This window comes from Bacillus sp. IS1 (genome assembly GCF_032461585.1).
Classification (GTDB): Bacteria; Bacillota; Bacilli; order Bacillales; family Bacillaceae; genus Bacillus; species Bacillus velezensis.
In genome coordinates this window covers 246313-263848 of the sequence record NZ_JAWCWR010000002.1, presented here as the reverse complement: position 1 = coordinate 263848, position 17536 = coordinate 246313, and the positions used below count along the sequence as shown (strand labels likewise).

General features: G+C 49.4%; 18 protein-coding genes. 14 read left to right on the top strand and 4 right to left on the bottom strand.

Features of this window, described 5'->3' with window-relative positions:
* Positions 1-28 precede the first annotated feature (28 nt).
* Both RUW00_RS09370 and RUW00_RS09365 read right to left on the bottom strand, forming a co-directional pair.
* The gene (locus RUW00_RS09370) at positions 29-154 is read right to left on the bottom strand and encodes a hypothetical protein (RefSeq protein ID WP_260399096.1); all 126 of its coding nucleotides are present in this window, start codon (positions 152-154) and stop codon (positions 29-31) included.
* A gap of 60 nt (positions 155-214) precedes the next feature.
* Positions 215-805: a DNA-3-methyladenine glycosylase gene (locus RUW00_RS09365; protein ID WP_014419216.1), complete on the bottom strand. Its 591-nt coding sequence runs from the start codon at positions 803-805 to the stop codon at positions 215-217.
* Between the two features lie 242 nt (positions 806-1047).
* Here RUW00_RS09365 and RUW00_RS09360 point away from each other — a divergent pair, with 242 nt between their 5' ends.
* From RUW00_RS09360 to katX, 13 genes are all read left to right on the top strand, one after another.
* Positions 1048-2046 (top strand): FecCD family ABC transporter permease, encoded by a 999-nt coding sequence (locus RUW00_RS09360; RefSeq protein WP_280145418.1) that lies wholly within the window; start codon positions 1048-1050, stop codon positions 2044-2046.
* Complete coding sequence (locus RUW00_RS09355) at positions 2047-3060, top strand: FecCD family ABC transporter permease (RefSeq protein WP_280144727.1); 1014 nt, start codon at positions 2047-2049, stop codon at positions 3058-3060.
* A 16-nt stretch (positions 3061-3076) separates the two neighbouring features.
* Positions 3077-3973 (top strand): ABC transporter substrate-binding protein, encoded by an 897-nt coding sequence (locus RUW00_RS09350; protein WP_007614657.1) that lies wholly within the window; start codon positions 3077-3079, stop codon positions 3971-3973.
* A 102-nt stretch (positions 3974-4075) separates the two neighbouring features.
* On the top strand, positions 4076-4426 hold the full coding sequence (locus RUW00_RS09345; protein WP_014419219.1) for an ArsR/SmtB family transcription factor: 351 nt from the start codon (positions 4076-4078) through the stop codon (positions 4424-4426).
* A 13-nt stretch (positions 4427-4439) separates the two neighbouring features.
* Positions 4440-5738, top strand: coding sequence for an arsenic transporter (locus tag RUW00_RS09340; protein WP_280144728.1), 1299 nt, complete (start codon positions 4440-4442; stop codon positions 5736-5738).
* Positions 5739-5891: 153 nt separating this feature from the next.
* Positions 5892-6203 carry a PTS sugar transporter subunit IIB gene (locus tag RUW00_RS09335; protein ID WP_280144729.1) on the top strand — a complete coding sequence of 104 codons (312 nt, stop codon included), beginning with the start codon at positions 5892-5894 and terminating at the stop codon, positions 6201-6203.
* 14 nt (positions 6204-6217) lie between these two features.
* Entirely contained in the window at positions 6218-6538 is a 321-nt protein-coding gene (locus tag RUW00_RS09330; protein WP_061861662.1) for a PTS sugar transporter subunit IIA, read from the top strand.
* Positions 6539-6542: 4 nt separating this feature from the next.
* Positions 6543-7862, top strand: a complete 1320-nt coding sequence (gene celB / locus RUW00_RS09325; protein WP_280144730.1) for a PTS cellobiose transporter subunit IIC — start codon at positions 6543-6545, stop codon at positions 7860-7862.
* A 29-nt stretch (positions 7863-7891) separates the two neighbouring features.
* The gene (locus RUW00_RS09320) at positions 7892-9292 is read left to right on the top strand and encodes a glycoside hydrolase family 1 protein (protein ID WP_267543462.1); all 1401 of its coding nucleotides are present in this window, start codon (positions 7892-7894) and stop codon (positions 9290-9292) included.
* Positions 9293-9311: 19 nt separating this feature from the next.
* Entirely contained in the window at positions 9312-10193 is an 882-nt protein-coding gene (locus RUW00_RS09315) for an ROK family protein (protein WP_280144731.1), read from the top strand.
* Positions 10190-11134, top strand: coding sequence for a mannose-6-phosphate isomerase, class I (gene manA, locus RUW00_RS09310; protein WP_280144732.1), 945 nt, complete (start codon positions 10190-10192; stop codon positions 11132-11134). Before RUW00_RS09315 ends, manA begins: the two co-directional genes overlap by 4 nt.
* Positions 11135-11153: 19 nt before the next feature.
* Entirely contained in the window at positions 11154-12236 is a 1083-nt protein-coding gene (locus RUW00_RS09305; RefSeq protein WP_017418617.1) for a glycosyl hydrolase, read from the top strand.
* 77 nt (positions 12237-12313) lie between these two features.
* Positions 12314-13927, top strand: a complete 1614-nt coding sequence (gene katX, locus RUW00_RS09300) for a catalase KatX (RefSeq protein WP_022553975.1) — start codon at positions 12314-12316, stop codon at positions 13925-13927.
* 39 nt (positions 13928-13966) lie between these two features.
* On the opposite strand, the gene RUW00_RS09295 is transcribed toward katX, so the two are convergent.
* On the bottom strand, positions 13967-14953 hold the full coding sequence (locus tag RUW00_RS09295) for a choloylglycine hydrolase family protein (protein WP_280144733.1): 987 nt from the start codon (positions 14951-14953) through the stop codon (positions 13967-13969).
* A gap of 316 nt (positions 14954-15269) precedes the next feature.
* Between RUW00_RS09295 and RUW00_RS09290 the strand changes: the two genes are divergently transcribed.
* Positions 15270-16628 (top strand): purine-cytosine permease family protein, encoded by a 1359-nt coding sequence (locus tag RUW00_RS09290; protein ID WP_014419229.1) that lies wholly within the window; start codon positions 15270-15272, stop codon positions 16626-16628.
* Between the two features lie 13 nt (positions 16629-16641).
* On the opposite strand, the gene RUW00_RS09285 is transcribed toward RUW00_RS09290, so the two are convergent.
* Positions 16642-17472, bottom strand: coding sequence for an NAD(P)H-hydrate dehydratase (locus tag RUW00_RS09285; protein WP_280144734.1), 831 nt, complete (start codon positions 17470-17472; stop codon positions 16642-16644).
* Positions 17473-17536: the final 64 nt, after the last annotated feature.

Genomic DNA, 17536 nt, shown 5'->3' with positions numbered 1-17536 from the left:
ATGCCAAGCCCGTAAAAAAACAGCCGGATCAGCCGGCTGTTCGGGATGCGGACATGCGGTTCCGCTTAGATGTCTTCCGTTCTTTTATGATTTTTCTGATGATCGGATAGATGACGGGCGCCCATTTGATAATCGTTTTGAAAAATTTTTTCAATGTCTGAATCCCCTTTCTTTTACCTTGTCTTTCCCCTGTTATCAGCGTTTATAAACATGGTCAGCGTGAGACATACCGGTTCCCCGTCACCCAATAGCGCCACGGATAATCCCGGGCTTCTCCGCTGTTGTCAATCCCGATTCTCGGGCCTGTTGATATATGCTCAGGCGTAAAGCCCTCCGTAATATACAGCGGCGGTTCCGTGATCATGCCGCCGTAGTCGTTCATTGAAATGCCCATCGCCTTCGTCAGTTTTCCCGGGCCGTTTGTCCGCTCTCTCGGGGGTCTGCCCGGTCTCCTGCTCTCCATCAGGAACTGTCCTTCATGAGGCTCCGCCGCCCTGATTAACACGGCCTGCGGAATGCCGATGTCCGCGGCGACGACGTTCATTAATGTATGAGTGTGCATGACGTATGTATAAATGCGGCCCGCCTCATGGAACATAATTTCCGTCCGTTTCGTGCGCCGGTTGCCGAAGCTGTGCGCCGCCCGGTCATCCGCTCCCATATAAGCTTCCGTTTCCACGATAAAACCTGAAGCCGTTCCCTCGTCCGTCTCCTTCACCAAGAGACAGCCGAGCAATAAAGGGGCAAGCTCCACTGACGGTCTCTGGTAAAATTCAATCGGCAAAGGCTTTCGTTCTCCCGCCATTTGCCTCCCTCCTTTCTGAATATAGCGATTTCCTCTTTCACGTTTTTCACTTCTTTTTTACAATATAAACATGAGAGAAAAAAAGGACATCATTGTTGAACGCTCTATTGCGTTTTGAAAATCAGCTCGGTATAATATGATGGTTCAAATGAAAATGATTCTCATATTCAATAAATACCGGACAATGATCATAAAAGTAGGTGAATTGATTTTTGAGCGATTCTGTCACGTCCGCAAACCGTCTGATCAGCATCTTAAAAAACGGGGTTTTCTTCCTGATCGCGGTGATCGGGCTGCTTGTATCTATTTTTTTCGCTGTCTCATTCGGCGCGAAAGACATTACTTTACATACGGTTTGGTCGGCTGTTGCTGATTACAATCCGAACATAACGGGCCAGCAGATCATTCATGAATTGCGTCTTCCGAGGGTGCTCGGGGCGGCCGTTACAGGAGCAGCTTTTGCTACAGCCGGCGCCCTCATGCAGGGTGTCACGAGAAACCCGCTTGCCGATTCGGGTGTCTTAGGCGTAAACGCGGGCGCCATGTTTGTTGTTGCGCTCAGCTTTGCTTTTTTCCCTCATTTGTCATACGCCCTGCTGATGGTGATGTCATTTTTGGGAGCACTGGCAAGCACCGGCTTGATTTTCTTTATCAGTGCGGCGGGAAAAGGCAGCATGACACCTTTAAAGGTGACGCTTGCCGGGGCGGTCGTGGCCGCTCTTTTACATTCACTCAGTACCGGTGTGGCGATTTATTACGATTTAAGCCAGGATTTGGCCTTCTGGTACGCCGGCGGGGTGTCAGGTATCAAGTGGGCTCATTTACAAGTCCTAGTTCCCGTGATTGCGGTCTTCATCATTCTCGCGACATTCATGGGCCGGTCCGTCACCCTTCTCTCAATGGGAAATGACGTGGCGGCGAATTTAGGGGTGAACACGGCGCTGACGCGTGCCGCCGGATTAATGATCGCCGTCGTTCTTGCCGGTGTGTCTGTTTCCGCTGCGGGCGCGATCGGCTTCGTCGGGCTGGTCATTCCCCATATCGCGCGAAAGATCGTCGGCGTTACGTACAGGCTGATTATTCCGATGTCCGCGTTACTCGGCGCGATTCTATTGATTTTGGCTGACCTGGCCTCACGCACGGTCAGTCCCCCGAGAGAATTGGCGATAGGCATTATGGTCGCACTTGTCGGTGTCCCTTTCTTTCTTTATATTGCCCGCAAGGAAGGGAGAGACTTATAAATGAAAGTGCAGAAAGAAACAAAAAAAGCGGCGGCGGCAGGACTCATTCTGCTGGTCATCGCCATTTGCATGATTCTGATCGGGCTGCATACGGGCTCATTCCGGCTTTCTCCTCTCACCGTGGGAAAAACGCTGTTCGGATACGGCACGTTTCAAAGCACAACCGTTTTATTCGATTACCGGCTTCCCCGGATTCTGGTGACGATGCTGGCCGGCATCGGTTTAGGAGTGTCGGGCGCTATTTTGCAGGGTGTATCCCGAAATCCGCTTGCCGATCCGGGCATTCTCGGACTGCATGCCGGCGCGTCCTTCGGTTTGATGATGTATATCACATTCTTTCATTCCCTGGAGGCGCAGGCGTCGATGTTCATCCCGCTGTTTACGTTTGCGGGCGGAACACTCGCCGCCCTGCTGATTGTAGTGCTTACGTACGACAGGCTGAACGGTTTTTTAACGATCCGTATGCTGTTAGTCGGGATCGCCGTTTCCGCGGGCTTCAGCGCCGTTACATTGTTTATGTCGCTGCGCCTGAATGAAGAAACTTATACATTCGCTTCCCGCTGGCTGGTGGGAAACGTCTGGGGCAGGGATTGGATTCACGTGTGGTCGCTATTGCCCTGGATCGGCATTCTCGCACCGCTTGCATGGCTGAACGCCCGCTCTTTGAATATTTTAATGCTCGGTGACCAGGCAGCCGCGGGGCTCGGCGCACACGTGCAGAGAAAAAGGATCATGCTGATCGCCATAGCGGTCGGCTTGTCCTGCGCGAGCGTCGCGATGGCCGGGGGAATCGGCTTTATCGGCTTTGCCGCCCCTCACTTGGCAAGACGGCTCGTCGGCACCATGCATCAGCATATTATTCCGATTGCGGGATTAATCGGACTTGTCATTCTTGTCGCGGCAGACACCATCGGCCGGTCTTTGTTTCAGCCGAACGCCATTCCGGCCGGCGTGGTTGCGGCAGCCATCGGCGCGCCGTATTTTCTCTATCTCGTCATGAAAATCAAATCATAAAACAAGGAGTATTCCCATGAAAAAAATAATTGCGCTCATCAGTTTCATGTGTATTTTCTTACTGGCTGCCTGCCAATCCGATTCAACACAGCCGGAGTCAAAAAAGAAATCCGGCGATCATAAAATCGCTTCGATGTCCATTCACCTGACAAATGATCTGCTGGCTCTCGGCGTTACACCTGCCGGTTCCGTCGTGGGCGGAGAATTAAAAGATTTTCTCCCTCATGTGAAAAATCAGCTGAAAGACACGAAAAAACTCGGACCTGCCTCAGATCCGGATATGGAAGCTTTACTTGAGCTGAACCCTGACAACATTTATCTTGATAAAGAATTTGCGGGAAAAGATGTGTCAAAATACAAGAAAATCGGAAACACACACGTTTTCGACCTTGATAAAGGCACATGGCGCGATCATTTAAAAGACATCGGAAAAATCGTCAACCGTGAAAAAGAAGCGAAAACATTTATTCAGGATTACGAAGATGAAACAAAACAAGTCAGATCCATGATGAATAAGGAATTAGGGAAAAACGCCAAAGTCATGGCGATCCGCGTGAACGCAAAAGAGCTTCGCGTCTTCAGCACACGCCGCCCGATGGGACCGATTCTGTTTGACGATCTGAAGCTGAAACCGGCTGACGGCATTAAAGAAATGAACACCTCCCGCCCTTATGAAGTCATTTCTCAAGAAGTGCTGCCTGATTACAACGCAGATGCGATTTTCGTTGTCGTTAACAGAGACGACAAGTCACAGCAAGCCTATAAAGAATTGCAAAAAAGCGCTGTATGGAAAGGGCTGAAGGCCGTGAAAGCAAACCATGTCTATAAAATTGCCGATCAGCCTTGGCTTGATTATTCAGCACTGGGAAATAAATTAGCAATGGATGAAGCGAAAAAACTGTTCCAAAAATAAACATGAGCCGGTTTTGCAAAAAGTGCAAGGCCGGCTTTTTTATATTGTCGTTTACTTATATAAACAACCGCTTATATAATAGTGTGAAAAAGGAGTGAGCGCATGGAACGGCGGCATCATGCTTTAAGTTCCGGAGGGATCAGCCAGTGCCTCAAGCTTCTAAGCGACCCGACGAGGCTTTTGATGCTGAAGCTTCTGGAGGATAAGGAATATTGTGTCTGCGAGCTGACGGCTATTTTTGATATAAGTCAGCCCGGCATCAGCCAGCACTTGCGGAAATTAAAGAACGCCGGCCTTGTGCGGGAAAGACGCGAGGGCCAGTGGCGGTACTATGCCATTCATCCGTCCGGTCCGGAATACGCGCTGGTTTGCTCGATTTTGCAGCAGATAGATGAAAAGGACGAAGTTTTACAGACATTGCGGCAAAAAGAAGTCACTGTTACATGCCGGTAAGGGGGATATATTCTTGGGAGTTGCGGTTTTATCAGCGCTGATTTTTGTGCTGACACTTGTGTTTGTCATATGGCAGCCGAAACATGTATCAATCGGCTGGTCTGCCTGCGGCGGAGCGGTCCTCGCTTTGATCGCCGGAGCAGTCAGCCTGCACGATATCGCGGAAGTGACGGGAATCGTCTGGAATGCGACACTTGCCTTTATCGCCATTATTATCATTTCATTGATTCTTGACAGTATCGGTTTTTTTGAGTGGGCCGCGCTGCATATGGCCATGGCGGCCAAAGGCAGCGGGCTGCGGATGTTTCTCTATGTGTCGGTCTTAGGAGCTGTGGTCTCCGCCCTGTTTGCCAATGACGGAGCGGCGCTCATTTTGACGCCGATCGTACTGGCGATGGTGCGGGCTTTGAATTTACCTGAAAAGCTGGTTTTTCCGTTTATTATCGCCGGAGGATTCATCGCCGACACCACCTCGCTTCCGCTCGTTGTAAGCAATTTGGTCAATATTGTATCCGCCGATTACTTTCATATCGGGTACATTGAATATGCATCACGCATGCTGGTGCCCAACCTTTTTTCTCTGGCGGCAAGCATTTTGGTGCTGTATCTCTATTTCAGAAAAAACATTCCGAAACGGTATGACACCGGTCTTGTGAAACATCCGGCATCCGCGATTAAGGATGAACGCCTTTTCCGATTATCGTGGGGTGTCCTGGCCGTTTTATTGATTGGGTATTTCGTCAGTGCGCTGCTGTCGATCCCTGTGTCCTTCGTTGCCGGCTCCATCGCGGTTATTTTTCTCATTCTGGCGCAGCGAAGCCCCGCCGTCCCTGCAAAACAAGTCATCAAGGACGCCCCGTGGGCCATCGTGTTTTTTTCTGTCGGCATGTATGTTGTCGTGTACGGCTTGCGGAATGCCGGACTGACGGATCTTCTTTCTCAGCTTATTCAGAGAGCGGCGGATCACGGATTGTTTGCGGGCACACTCGGGATGGGGTTTATCGCTGCGATCCTGTCCTCCGTTATGAATAACCTGCCGACGGTGATGATTGACGCCATAGCCATCAGCGGAACGGGCACTCACGGGCTGATGAGAGAAGCATTGATTTACGCGAATGTTATCGGTTCGGACCTCGGGCCGAAAATCACGCCGATCGGATCGCTGGCGACATTGTTATGGCTCCACGTGCTGAGCCGGAAAAACGTGAAAATTTCCTGGGGAATGTATTTCAAGACAGGTCTGATATTAACCATTCCGACGTTATTCATCACCCTGATCGGACTTTATTTATGGCTGTTATGGCTCGCTTGAGATGAAAAACCTTTTAAGTTGAATCTTAAAAGGTTTTTTTGTGTCAAAAATCCGAAAAGTAAAACTTTTATATTTTAAAAGTATAGACATTTAATTTCAAAAGATTATAATATTCATGAAAACGTTTTAACTTTATGAAAGAAGGGATTCCTCATGAAAAGAATTTTATTAGTCTGCAGCTCAGGCATGTCCACCAGCCTTCTTGTTACGAAAATGCAGAATTACGCCCGCTCCATCGGTGAGGAAGCCGAGATTTGGGCAGTCGGACAGGATAAAGCAAAAGAAGCGATGAAAGATGCAGACGTCGTACTGATCGGCCCGCAGATGAGTTTTTTAAAAGGTGAGCTTCAAAAAGAGGCGGACCCGCTTCACATCACCGTTGATGTGATTGACATGATGGCTTACGGCATGGGAGACGGCAAAAAAGCATACGAACAGGCCGTTACCTTAATAGAGAACAAATAAAGGAGGCGATAAGCATGGAAACGTACACGGATGAACAGATCAGTTTTCAGCTGATTCTTCACAGCGGTAATGCCCGCAGCTGTATTATTCAATCGATACGCGCTTATAAAGACGGCCGGCCAGATGAGTCAGACACCTTTCTGACAAAGGCTGAAGAAGAACTGGGGAAAGCGCACGACATCCATTTTCAGATGATTCAAAAAGAAGCCGGCGGCGCCAAGACGGATGTCTCCCTGCTTTTTATGCATGCTGAAGACCACTTAATGTCAGCGCTCTCAATGAAAGAGCTGGTTAAAGAAATGCTCGACTTATTTCAATCAAAAAGCCGGGGGTGAAGACGTGTTTGAGAAAATCAGCCAATTCCTTGTTCCGATCGCGGGCAAATTAAACAATAACCGCTACTTGCAAGTCTTACGGGATGCTTTTATGCTGGCGTTTCCGCTGACCATTTTCGGTTCAGTGTTCGTCGTGCTGACGAACCTGCCGTTTTTAAACAAAATCATGAGCAGCTCCGCACTGTCTGTCTTTCAATCCGGATTTGGCGGCGCTTCGACGGCGACGATGGGGATTATGTCCATTTTTGTCGTCTTCGGGATCGGCTATTACCTTTCCAAAAGCTACGAAGTGGAGGCCGTATTCGGCGGAGCGATCGCATTGGTTTCTTTTCTGCTGCTCACTCCGTTCGTCTTAGAGCCGGAAACGGGCAAAGCGGTCGCAGGCGTCATTCCGGTTGACCGGCTTGGAGCAAAAGGAATGTTTCTCGGCATGATAACCGCGTTTTTGTCAGGTGAAATCTACAGAAGAATCGTCCAGAGAAACTTAACGATTAAGATGCCTGCCGGTGTTCCTCCGGCTGTTGCTAAATCGTTCGCCGCATTGATTCCGGCTTTTATCACGCTTACCGTCTTCCTCTTGATCAATGCGGCTGTCACCCAGATCTTTCACACCAATCTGCATGATGTCATTTATCATACGGTTCAAGCCCCGCTTGTCGGACTTGGAAGCGGCATCATTCCTACATTAATCGCTGTTTTCTTTATTCAGATTTTATGGTTTTTCGGACTTCACGGACAAATCATTATCAATTCCGTGATGGACCCGATTTGGAATACATTACAGGTCGAAAATTTGGCTGCGTATACAGCGGGAAAAGAGATTCCCCATATTATTTCTAAGCCGTTTATGGAGATTTACACCGTCGGAATGGGCGGAACCGGAATGACATTGGCCATAGTGATCGCCATCTTGCTTTTTATGAAAAGCAAACAGATGAAACAGATATCCAAACTCGGTCTCGCGCCGGGCATTTTCAACGTCAATGAGCCGGTTATTTTCGGTTTGCCGATTGTGATGAACCCGATCATTATCATTCCGTGGGTCATCGCACCGATGGTTGTCACACTTGTCACCTACCTGGCCATGTCGGCGGGGATCGTGCCCCCTCCTACCGGCGTGACCGTGCCTTGGACCGTCCCCCTATTCATTAACGGGATTATGGCGACCAATTCCGTCATGGGCGGCATTATGCAGCTGGTCAACCTCTGTATTGTGTTTGTCATCTGGTTCCCGTTTCTTAAAGCGCTGGACAAATTAAACATGGCAAAGGAAAAAGAAGCTGAGACCGAGAAGCATGCCCGGGATGACAGCATGAGTATGTAATCAAAATCGCAGTAAGGGAGAGAAATCAATTGACTGAATCAAATATTCAATATCGTTTTCCGGAAGGATTCTGGTGGGGGTCTTCCGCCTCCGCCACCCAAACAGAAGGCGCCGCTGACAGAGACGGAAAAAGCCAAAACATATGGGATTACTGGTATGAAAAAGAGCCGAGCCGTTTTTTTAACGGCGTCGGCCCCGGCGACACGTCACGTTTTTACGATCAATACAAGGAGGATATCCGGCTGATGAAAGAAATCGGCCACAACTCCTTCCGGCTGTCTATTTCCTGGTCAAGATTGATTCCGGACGGAACTGGCGAGGTCAATCAGAAAGCGGTCGCGTTTTATCAGGACGTCATCGATGAAATGCTTGCCCATCACATTGAGCCGTTTGTCAATTTGTTTCACTTTGACATGCCGCTCGTCCTTCAGCGTAAGGGGGGCTGGGTCAGCCGGAACACCGTTGACGCATTTGAACATTACGCCAAAACCTGCTTTTCGCTATTCGGTGACAAGGTGAAAAAATGGTTCACTCACAACGAGCCGATTGTGCCGATTGAAGGCGGCTACTTATACGACTTTCACTACCCGAATCACGTTAATTTTCAAGAAGCGGTGCAGGCCGGCTTCCATACCCTGCTGTCGAATGCAAGGGCTGTCAAAGCCTACAGAGAATTGAAACAGGACGGACAAATCGGAATCATTCTGAATCTGACGCCTTCTTATCCGAGAAGCTCACATCCTGAAGATCTGAAAGCGTCCCGGATTGCCGACGCCTTTTTCAACCGCTCATTTTTAGATCCCGCCGTAAAGGGCGAATTTCCTGAGGAGCTTGTCGAGATTCTCAAGGCGGAAGGCTTTCTGCCGCATTATGAGAAAGAAGATCTCCGCCTCATTCAGGAACATACGGTTGACCTCTTAGGCGTGAACTACTACCAGCCGAGGCGCGTCAAGGCAAAAGAACATGTTCCGAATCCGCATGCCCCTTTCCTGCCCGAGCGTTTCTTCGATCCGTATGTCATGCCCGGCCGTAAAATGAACCCTCACCGCGGGTGGGAAATTTACGAAAAAGGAATCTACGACATTCTCACAAATCTCAGAGAACATTACGGAAATATCGAATGTTTTATTTCTGAGAACGGCATGGGAGTAGAAGGCGAGGAACGCTTCCGCGATGAAAACGGCATCATTCAGGATGATTACAGGATTGAATTTATCCAGGAACATCTCAAATGGGTGCATCGGGCCATCGGAGAAGGTTCAAATGTAAAAGGCTATCACCTGTGGACTTTCATGGACAACTGGTCTTGGACAAATGCTTATAAAAACCGCTACGGCTTTGTATCTGTCAATCTGGAAAACGGGGGCGAACGGACTGTCAAAAAAAGCGGCCGCTGGTTCAAATCCGTTTCCGATCAAAACGGATTTTAACAGATGAGGAGGGACGGCCATGCTTGGAGGTATTGAAGCCGGCGGCACGAAATTTGTCTGTGCCGCCGGACAAAGAGACGGCACCATTCTGGACAGAGCAGAGTTTCCGACGGGAGAACCGGATGACACACTCAGACAGGTGATCCGTTACTTTACAGATTTCCCGATAGACGCCATCGGCATCGGGTCGTTCGGACCGATTGATATCCGTCCCGCCAGTCAAACGTACGGGTGCATCACCGCGACGCCGAAGACAGCCTGGCGGAACTGCCCTATTCTTCAAACGATCAAAAGCGCTCTGGATATTCCCGCAGGCTTCACCACCGACGTTAATGCGGCGGTGCTTGGAGAAGCTTCTTTCGGCGCGGCCAAAAACGCGGACAGCTGCCTCTATTTGACGGTCGGCACAGGCATCGGCGCGGGCGCCATCATGAACGGCAGATTTGTTCAAGGGCTGTCTCATCCTGAAATGGGCCACATTTATGTCAGAAGACATCCGGACGACGGCTACAAAGGCAATTGCCCTTACCATACAGATTGTCTGGAAGGCCTCGCGGCAGGCCCCGCCATTGAGAAACGCTGGGGGAAAAAAGCAGTTCTGCTCACGGATCAGCAGGAAGTGTGGGAGCTTGAGGGCTATTATATTGCCGAAGCGCTTGTGCAGTATATTCTCATACTTTCGCCGGAAAAGATCATCCTCGGCGGGGGCGTCATGAAGCAGCATCAGCTGTTCTCTTCTATCCGTCAGCACGTGAAAAAACGGCTGAATCAATATATTGATCTGCCCGACATTGAAAACCGCATCGTCCCCCCTCAATTAGGCATTCACTCCGGCGCGGCCGGTTCGCTCGTATTGGCGGAGCAGGCCTTAGAAGCGGCAAACCGGGAGGCGGGAAAATGACGAAACTCTTATTTTTGGAACCGGTTTTTAAAGAAAGATTATGGGGCGGGACGAAGCTGCGCGATACATTCGGGTATGAGATTCCTTCTGAGCGGACGGGAGAGTGCTGGGCGATTTCAGCTCATCCGCACGGCACATCCATCGTGCGGAACGGGCCTTTTTCCGGAACATCATTACACCGTCTCTGGAATGAACACCCTGACCTGTTCGGACATCAGAAAGAAGAAGCCTTTCCCCTGCTCACAAAAATTCTCGACGCAAATATGGACTTATCCGTACAGGTTCATCCGGATGACGTATATGCACATCGGCATGAAAACGGAGAACTCGGAAAAACGGAATGCTGGTACGTGTTGGACTGCAAAAAAGACGCGGAGCTCATTTTAGGGCACCGCGCCCAAACGAAAGAAGACTTCGTTCGGCTCATTGAACGAAACGAGTGGGATCACCTGCTCCGCCGCATCCCCATTAAGCCCGGCGACTTTTTCTATGTCCCGAGCGGCACACTGCACGCTTTATGTGAAGGTACGCTCGTTCTTGAAATCCAGCAAAGCTCTGATGCCACCTACCGGCTTTACGACTATGACCGGACGGATGGGAACGGGAATAAACGCGAGCTTCATCTTCAGAAAGCAATTGACGTAACAGGCATTCCGCATACCGATGAAAATGTAAAAAGCACAAAGCATCGGATCGGAAATACTCTTATTACAACACTCGCAGAAACACCTTTCTTTTCAGTTTATCAATGGGATGTGAGCGGGAAAGCATCATTCCCCGCACCCGGCCGGTATTTACTCGCAAGCGTCATTAAAGGACGCGGAGAACTGGATGGATGCCCCATTCACAAAGGCGATCACTTTATCGTGCCGGCGGATTCCGGAGATTTTGTTATAGAAGGAGATTGTGAGGTTATCGTTTCACATCCTTCATCATCTTAAAAATCAGGAGGTCTTTTATATGCTCAAAAAGTTAGCAGTCTGCCTGTCTATCGTTTTATTACTCTTAGGAGCCGCCAGTCCGATATCGGCTCACACCGTTTATCCCGTAAACCCAAATGCCCAGCAGACGACAAAAGATATCATGAACTGGCTGGCGCACCTGCCCAACCGTTCAGAAAACAGGGTCATGTCCGGTGCGTTCGGCGGGTACAGCGATGTCACTTTTTCAATGACAGAGGAAAACCGCTTGAAAAACGCGACGGGACAGTCTCCCGCCATCTACGGCTGTGACTATGGGAGAGGATGGCTTGAAACAGCGGATATCACCGATACTATCGATTACAGCTGCAACAGCAGCTTAATCTCATACTGGAAAAGCGGCGGCCTCCCTCAGGTCAGCCTGCATCTCGCAAATCCGGCTTTTCCATCCGGAAACTATAAAACGGCCATCTCAAACAGCCAGTACAAAAACATCCTGGACCCTTCAACTGTTGAAGGAAAACGGCTTGAGGCGCTGCTCAGCAAAATCGCCGACGGCCTTACTCAGCTGAAAAATCAAGGCGTCACCGTTCTGTTCAGGCCGCTTCACGAAATGAACGGCGAGTGGTTCTGGTGGGGGCTGACAGGCTACAACCAAAAAGACACGGAAAGAATCTCGCTGTACAAAGAGCTTTACAAGAAGATATACCGCTATATGACAGAGACAAGAGGATTGGATAACCTTTTGTGGGTGTATTCGCCGGATGCCAACAGAGACTTTAAAACAGACTTCTACCCAGGCTCATCTTATGTGGATATTACCGGTCTGGACGCTTACTTCACTGATCCGTATGCGATATCAGGCTATGATGAAATGCTGTCTCTGAAAAAACCGTTTGCCTTTGCCGAAACCGGTCCGTCCGGCAATATCGGAAGCTTTGATTATGCTGCTTTTATCAATGCGATCAGGCAAAAGTATCCCGAGACCACGTACTTTTTGACATGGGATGAACAATTAAGTCCGGCGGCCAATCAAGGCGCGCAAAGCCTTTATCAAAACAGCTGGACACTGAACAAGGGCGAAATATGGAACGGCGGATCTTTGACGCCGATCGCGGAATAACCGCTTCTTTTGAAAATCGGTTTTAAAAAACGGCTCTGCTGGGCATATTGTTATCGTTCAAAAAGGAGGGTTCAACAATGGAAAATAACAAAAACAGCGAAGAAACGCTTTCCAGTAAGACGACCGGTAAAGGCGAGTCAGAAGACACGCTGACAAACCGGCAGGGCCATCCGGTCACTGACAACCAGAATGTCAGGACAGTCGGCAATAGAGGACCGACGACATTGGAGAATTATGATTTTTTGGAGAAAATCAGCCACTTTGACCGCGAACGGATTCCCGAGCGCGTCGTTCACGCGCGCGGCGCCGGCGCACACGGATACTTTGAGGCGTACGGAAGTTTTGGAGACGAGGAGATTTCTAAATACACAAGAGCGAAAGTGTTTCAAAAGAAAGGAACGAAAACTCCGGCGTTTGTGCGGTTTTCTACCGTCAACCACGGAAAGCATTCCCCGGAAACATTGCGTGATCCCCGGGGTTTTGCCGTTAAGCTTTATACCGAAGACGGCAACTGGGATCTGGTCGGCAACAACCTGAAAATCTTTTTTATCCGTGATCCGCTGAAGTTCCCGGATCTTGTGCACGCATTTCAGCCTGATCCCGTTACGAACATTCAGGACGGCGAGCGTATTTTCGACTTCATTTCCCAATCACCCGAAGCGACTCATATGATCACTTTCTTGTTTTCGCCGTGGGGCATCCCGGCCAACTACCGGCAGATGCAGGGCTCAGGCGTCCATGCCTACAAATGGGTCAATGAAGAAGGAAAAGCCGTGCTCGTCAAATATCACTTTGAACCGAAACAAGGCATCCGCAACCTGACACAGAAGGAAGCGGAAGAGATTCAGGGGAAAAACTTTAACCATGCGACACAGGATTTGTATGAAGCGATTGAAAAAGGCGATTACCCTGAATGGGAAGTGTATGCGCAAATCATGACTGATGACGAACACCCCGAGCTGGATTTTGATCCGCTTGATCCGACCAAGCTGTGGTATAAAGACGATTTCCCTTGGAAGCCGATCGGTAAATTGGTTCTGAACAAAAACCCGGAAAACTACCATGCCGAGGTGGAACAGGCCTCATTCGGAACGGGCGTGCTTGTGGACGGCCTTGATTTTTCAGATGACAAATTACTTCAGGGGCGGACATTCGCCTATTCAGATACCCAGCGGTACCGGGTCGGCGCAAATTACCTGCAGCTTCCGATCAACTCGCCGAAAAAGCATGTCGCCACCAACCAGGAAGGCGGGCAAATGCAGTATCGGGTCGATCGGGCAGAAGGACAAAACCCGCACGTCAACTATGAGCCGTCCATTATGGGAGGACTCAACGAAGCAAAGCAGGATGGGAAAGACCATACACCTCATGTCGAAGGCGATGTGAAGCGGGAAGCGATCGACCGGTCGAATAATTTCGGCCAAGCCGGAGAAACATACCGCAGATTTTCGGAATTTGAACGGAACGAATTGATCACAAACTTGGTCAATACGCTTTCTTCCTGCCGGAAAGACATTCAGGATCAAATGATTGAGAATTTCACAAAAGCAGATCCGGACTACGGAAAACGTGTTGCGGAAGGGCTGAAAAAGGTTTCCGAAAACAACAGCAACGGGCCGATCGGCACTACTGATACGGAACAGGCTGCAAAGCAGGCTGAACAGGAAAGCCATCCGTCTGATCCGTATTAAATAAAAAAACAGGACAATCGCGTCCTGTTTTTTTTTGAGCTAATTCAGCTCCTGTATATTCTGCTCCGCCGCGGCCGCAAATACTTTCGGCTCCGGACGGTCAAGATCTTCATGGAATAAACTTACTTTGTGAATCTGCCGGTTGTCGTACAGATGAAAGTAGTAGTTCCCGCTGTCACAGCACATGACCGACGTATACTGCGTATAATCAATTTCATTCTCCTCTGTGATCACCGCGCCTTTTGGAATATTCACATTGGACAGCACGTGAAAAGCGGCTGTAACGCCATCCGTTTCATGAGCGGCAGGCTCTAAATGCTCTTTCAGATAAGCGGCTCTGATGAATCGGGATGGCGGCGTGTAATCACCGGGAAGCCCGATCGTTCCAGATCCTTGGCCGAAAGCGGTTAATGTCATTCCGCCCAATGTTTTGCTTTCTGACTGCTGCGGCCTGATTCCGATATAATGGCGCAGATTGGTCACATGCCAAGGAAATTCCGGACTGTTGGTCATCACTCCGGGTTTGTTGTCATATACTTTCATTCCCTCCGGTGTCGGCTCGATGACAATGCAGCCGCCCGTGCGGTCTGATAAAATCCAATGAAGAGGCAGCACCGTATCCAATAACATTAACTTCTTCTCTACAATCGTCAGCATTGAGAGCTTTTCCATTATGTCTTCAAGAGATTCACAGTTTGATAAGGCCCAGGTGACAAACTCATGAGGAGCGATGTGACAGGTGCCCTCCCGTTCCGCTTTCTCGTATCCCGCAAAGCCCGGAAAATACAGCGTCGCACACGACAGCCCCTTTTCATTTACGCCGTCGGCAAACAGAACATTGCCGAGATTTCTCCCCATGCCGATAAATGCGTATTTCGTCTTATGCATCCTGCCGTCAGCTTCGCTTTTCCAGCTGTACTGACGAGGGTAAAGCACGACGTCCGTACCGAGCTGAAATGCAAAATCCATCGTTCGCGCCAATAGGTGATTACCGTCTGTCGTTTTCAATGTAAGACTTGTACACATATCATCAATCCCCTTTTCATTAATGAAATTTACACAAAGTAAACTATTCTTTCAGCTTAACGAATAATGGCTCCATTCGTCAAAAGATTGACACATTTCTCCTTAATACATATTAGTCCGTAAGCATATCCATGCCTTTTAAACCCTGGCAAATCGTTTTGGCGGCAGTGTTTGTTCCGTTTTTCAAAAAAACTTTTGAACGGCTGTCAGCGAGGCTTTACAATGTTTTTCCTGCATGCTGGAATTTGTAAACGGCAGGTCAATCTGTTAAGCTATGTTTTTATGTTAAAGAAGAACATACGGAGGAGATTATCTATTGAAAGTAGAAAGGCGAACGATTGAACATATTCCGCATGACGAAAGACACGGAAAGGCTAAAGATTTATTCCCCGTCTGGTTCGGGGCTAATATGCATATTACGACGTTAGTCACAGGCACACTGCCCGTTACAATGGGACTCGATCTCTTTTGGAGTATCGCCGCCATTATTATCGGAACCTTTATCGGCGCAATCTTTATGGCGTCTCATTCCGCACAAGGACCTCAGCTCGGAATTCCGCAAATGATTCAAAGCCGCGCGCAATTCGGCGTGATCGGAGCGATTCTGCCCCTCTTTTTGGTCATGTTTATCTACCTGGGCTTCTTTGCGAGCAGTACGATTCTCGCAGCCGGTACATTGAGCAGCTTTGTACCGATTCCGGCTTCATGGTGTATTATCGGCTTAAGCGCCATCTGTTTTTTACTCACGATCTACGGTCATGATCTGATTCACAAAATGCAGAAAATCCTCTCTTGGACCTCCTTTGCCGTTTTTTTTGCTGCAACGATTCTTATTTTTCAACTGCCGATTCCTTCAGGAAGCTGGGTGCCCGGCTCATTAGACCTGCCTGTTTTTCTAGTGGCGGTCAGCGCGGTGGCCACATGGCAGCTGGCATATGCGCCATATGTCGCAGATTATTCCCGTTATCTGCCGGTCAAAACACCGGCATCGCATACCTTTTGGTACAGCTACGCAGGTACGTCAGTCAGTTCCATCTGGATGATGCTTCTCGGCGCCATTTTGACGACGGCGCTCCCGGAATTTACCGCTAATGCGGGAAATGAGATTGTCCGATTGTTCGGTCCGTTTTCCTTTATTATGCTGATCATTGTCCTGTTCGGACAAATGGCGATCAACGTCTTTAATTTATACGGAGCCTTTATGTCAACCACGACTACTTTGGAGCCGTTTTTAAAACTGAAGGTGACGCCGAAAACGAGAGTGGTAATGATCCTTTGTGTGACGGCAGCGGGTACTGTATTAAGTCTCTTGGGCCAAAGCAATTTCATGGAACTGTTTTTAAATTTCATCTTTTTCATCAGTTATTTCTTAATTCCATGGACGGCGATCAACCTCGTGGATTACTATTTTATCCGACGCGGAAAATACCACGTCAAATCGATGTTTGACGTCAACGGGCAATACGGCAGGGTCAATTGGATTACAGCGGCCGCCTTCGTTTTGTCGATTATATTAGAAATCCCGTTCATCAATACATCCTTTTACATCGGGCCGCTCGCTGAAATATTCGGCGGAGGCGACATTGCCTGGGTCATCGGCCTGGCCGTTCCGTCGCTGCTGTATTATGTCCTGATGAAATCAAGGGTAAAACAAAAAGAGGCGCCTTCCCTATGAAGACGCCTTTTCTTTATTCATATTCCTTCCATACACGCGGCAGCAGTTCAGAAAGTTCGTGCGCCAACAAGGTATGGGCGGAGCGCTCTTTCGTCCATAATTCCGCACATTCGCCGTGAAGGCGGACGGCGTTCAATACGGCATGCTTCGGGTCTTGATGACAGCACAGCATGCCGAGAATCATTCCCGTCAGCGTGTCACCGGTCCCGCCTTTTGCAAGCGCGCCGTTTCCGGTTGTATTCCTGCGGCATTCCCCGTCGGGAAAAGCGATAATGGTTTCGTTTCCTTTCAGGACAATCGTGGCATGAAGCCGCTCCGCCCATTCCGCGGCATATCCCGCTCTGTTCTGCTGAATCTCTTGAATCGGAAGGCCTGTCATTCTGGAAAATTCGCCGGGATGAGGCGTCAAGATCACGGGGGCTTTCCTCTTTGGATAGGTTCTTTTCGTTATGGCGCCCGCGTCCAGTATGACGGGATAATCGACAGAAAGCAGCTGATCAGCCGCCTGCTGCATTTCGTCTGTTTGAGGAAGGCCCGGCCCGATGGCAGCGGCCCGGATGGTTTCCCCGGGCTGGCCCGCCGCGGCTTTTTTCCAGCCGTCCCGCCAGTACGTCGCTTCCGGCAGCACCGGGACGATAAGCGGAATGACGCCTGCCGATGTACCGATGACGAGCTTGCCGACACCGCTTCTCATCGCGCCCAATCCGGCCAGAAGGGCGGCTCCCGGCATGTCATCGCTCCCGGCCAGCAATAACGCCGTCCCGAACGTTCCTTTATGGCTGTCTGCCTCCCGTTTCGGCAGCGTATCTTTCACATCCTGTTCCGTCCAATCCATTATATTCATCTCTGTACCTCCTCTTCTGTCTCCTATTTATATTCCAAACAAGAAGAGATTTTAAACCGCACAA

Coding starts and splice junctions, on each gene's coding strand:
- RUW00_RS09295 (WP_280144733.1), bottom strand. CDS start 14,953: ATGTGTACAAGTCTTACATTGAAAACGACAGACGGTAATCACCTATTG.
- RUW00_RS09345 (WP_014419219.1), top strand. CDS start 4,076: ATGGAACGGCGGCATCATGCTTTAAGTTCCGGAGGGATCAGCCAGTGC.
- RUW00_RS09350 (WP_007614657.1), top strand. CDS start 3,077: ATGAAAAAAATAATTGCGCTCATCAGTTTCATGTGTATTTTCTTACTG.
- katX (WP_022553975.1), top strand. CDS start 12,314: ATGGAAAATAACAAAAACAGCGAAGAAACGCTTTCCAGTAAGACGACC.
- RUW00_RS09315 (WP_280144731.1), top strand. CDS start 9,312: ATGCTTGGAGGTATTGAAGCCGGCGGCACGAAATTTGTCTGTGCCGCC.
- RUW00_RS09335 (WP_280144729.1), top strand. CDS start 5,892: ATGAAAAGAATTTTATTAGTCTGCAGCTCAGGCATGTCCACCAGCCTT.
- RUW00_RS09305 (WP_017418617.1), top strand. CDS start 11,154: ATGCTCAAAAAGTTAGCAGTCTGCCTGTCTATCGTTTTATTACTCTTA.
- manA (WP_280144732.1), top strand. CDS start 10,190: ATGACGAAACTCTTATTTTTGGAACCGGTTTTTAAAGAAAGATTATGG.
- RUW00_RS09330 (WP_061861662.1), top strand. CDS start 6,218: ATGGAAACGTACACGGATGAACAGATCAGTTTTCAGCTGATTCTTCAC.
- RUW00_RS09285 (WP_280144734.1), bottom strand. CDS start 17,472: ATGAATATAATGGATTGGACGGAACAGGATGTGAAAGATACGCTGCCG.
- RUW00_RS09365 (WP_014419216.1), bottom strand. CDS start 805: ATGGCGGGAGAACGAAAGCCTTTGCCGATTGAATTTTACCAGAGACCG.
- RUW00_RS09355 (WP_280144727.1), top strand. CDS start 2,047: ATGAAAGTGCAGAAAGAAACAAAAAAAGCGGCGGCGGCAGGACTCATT.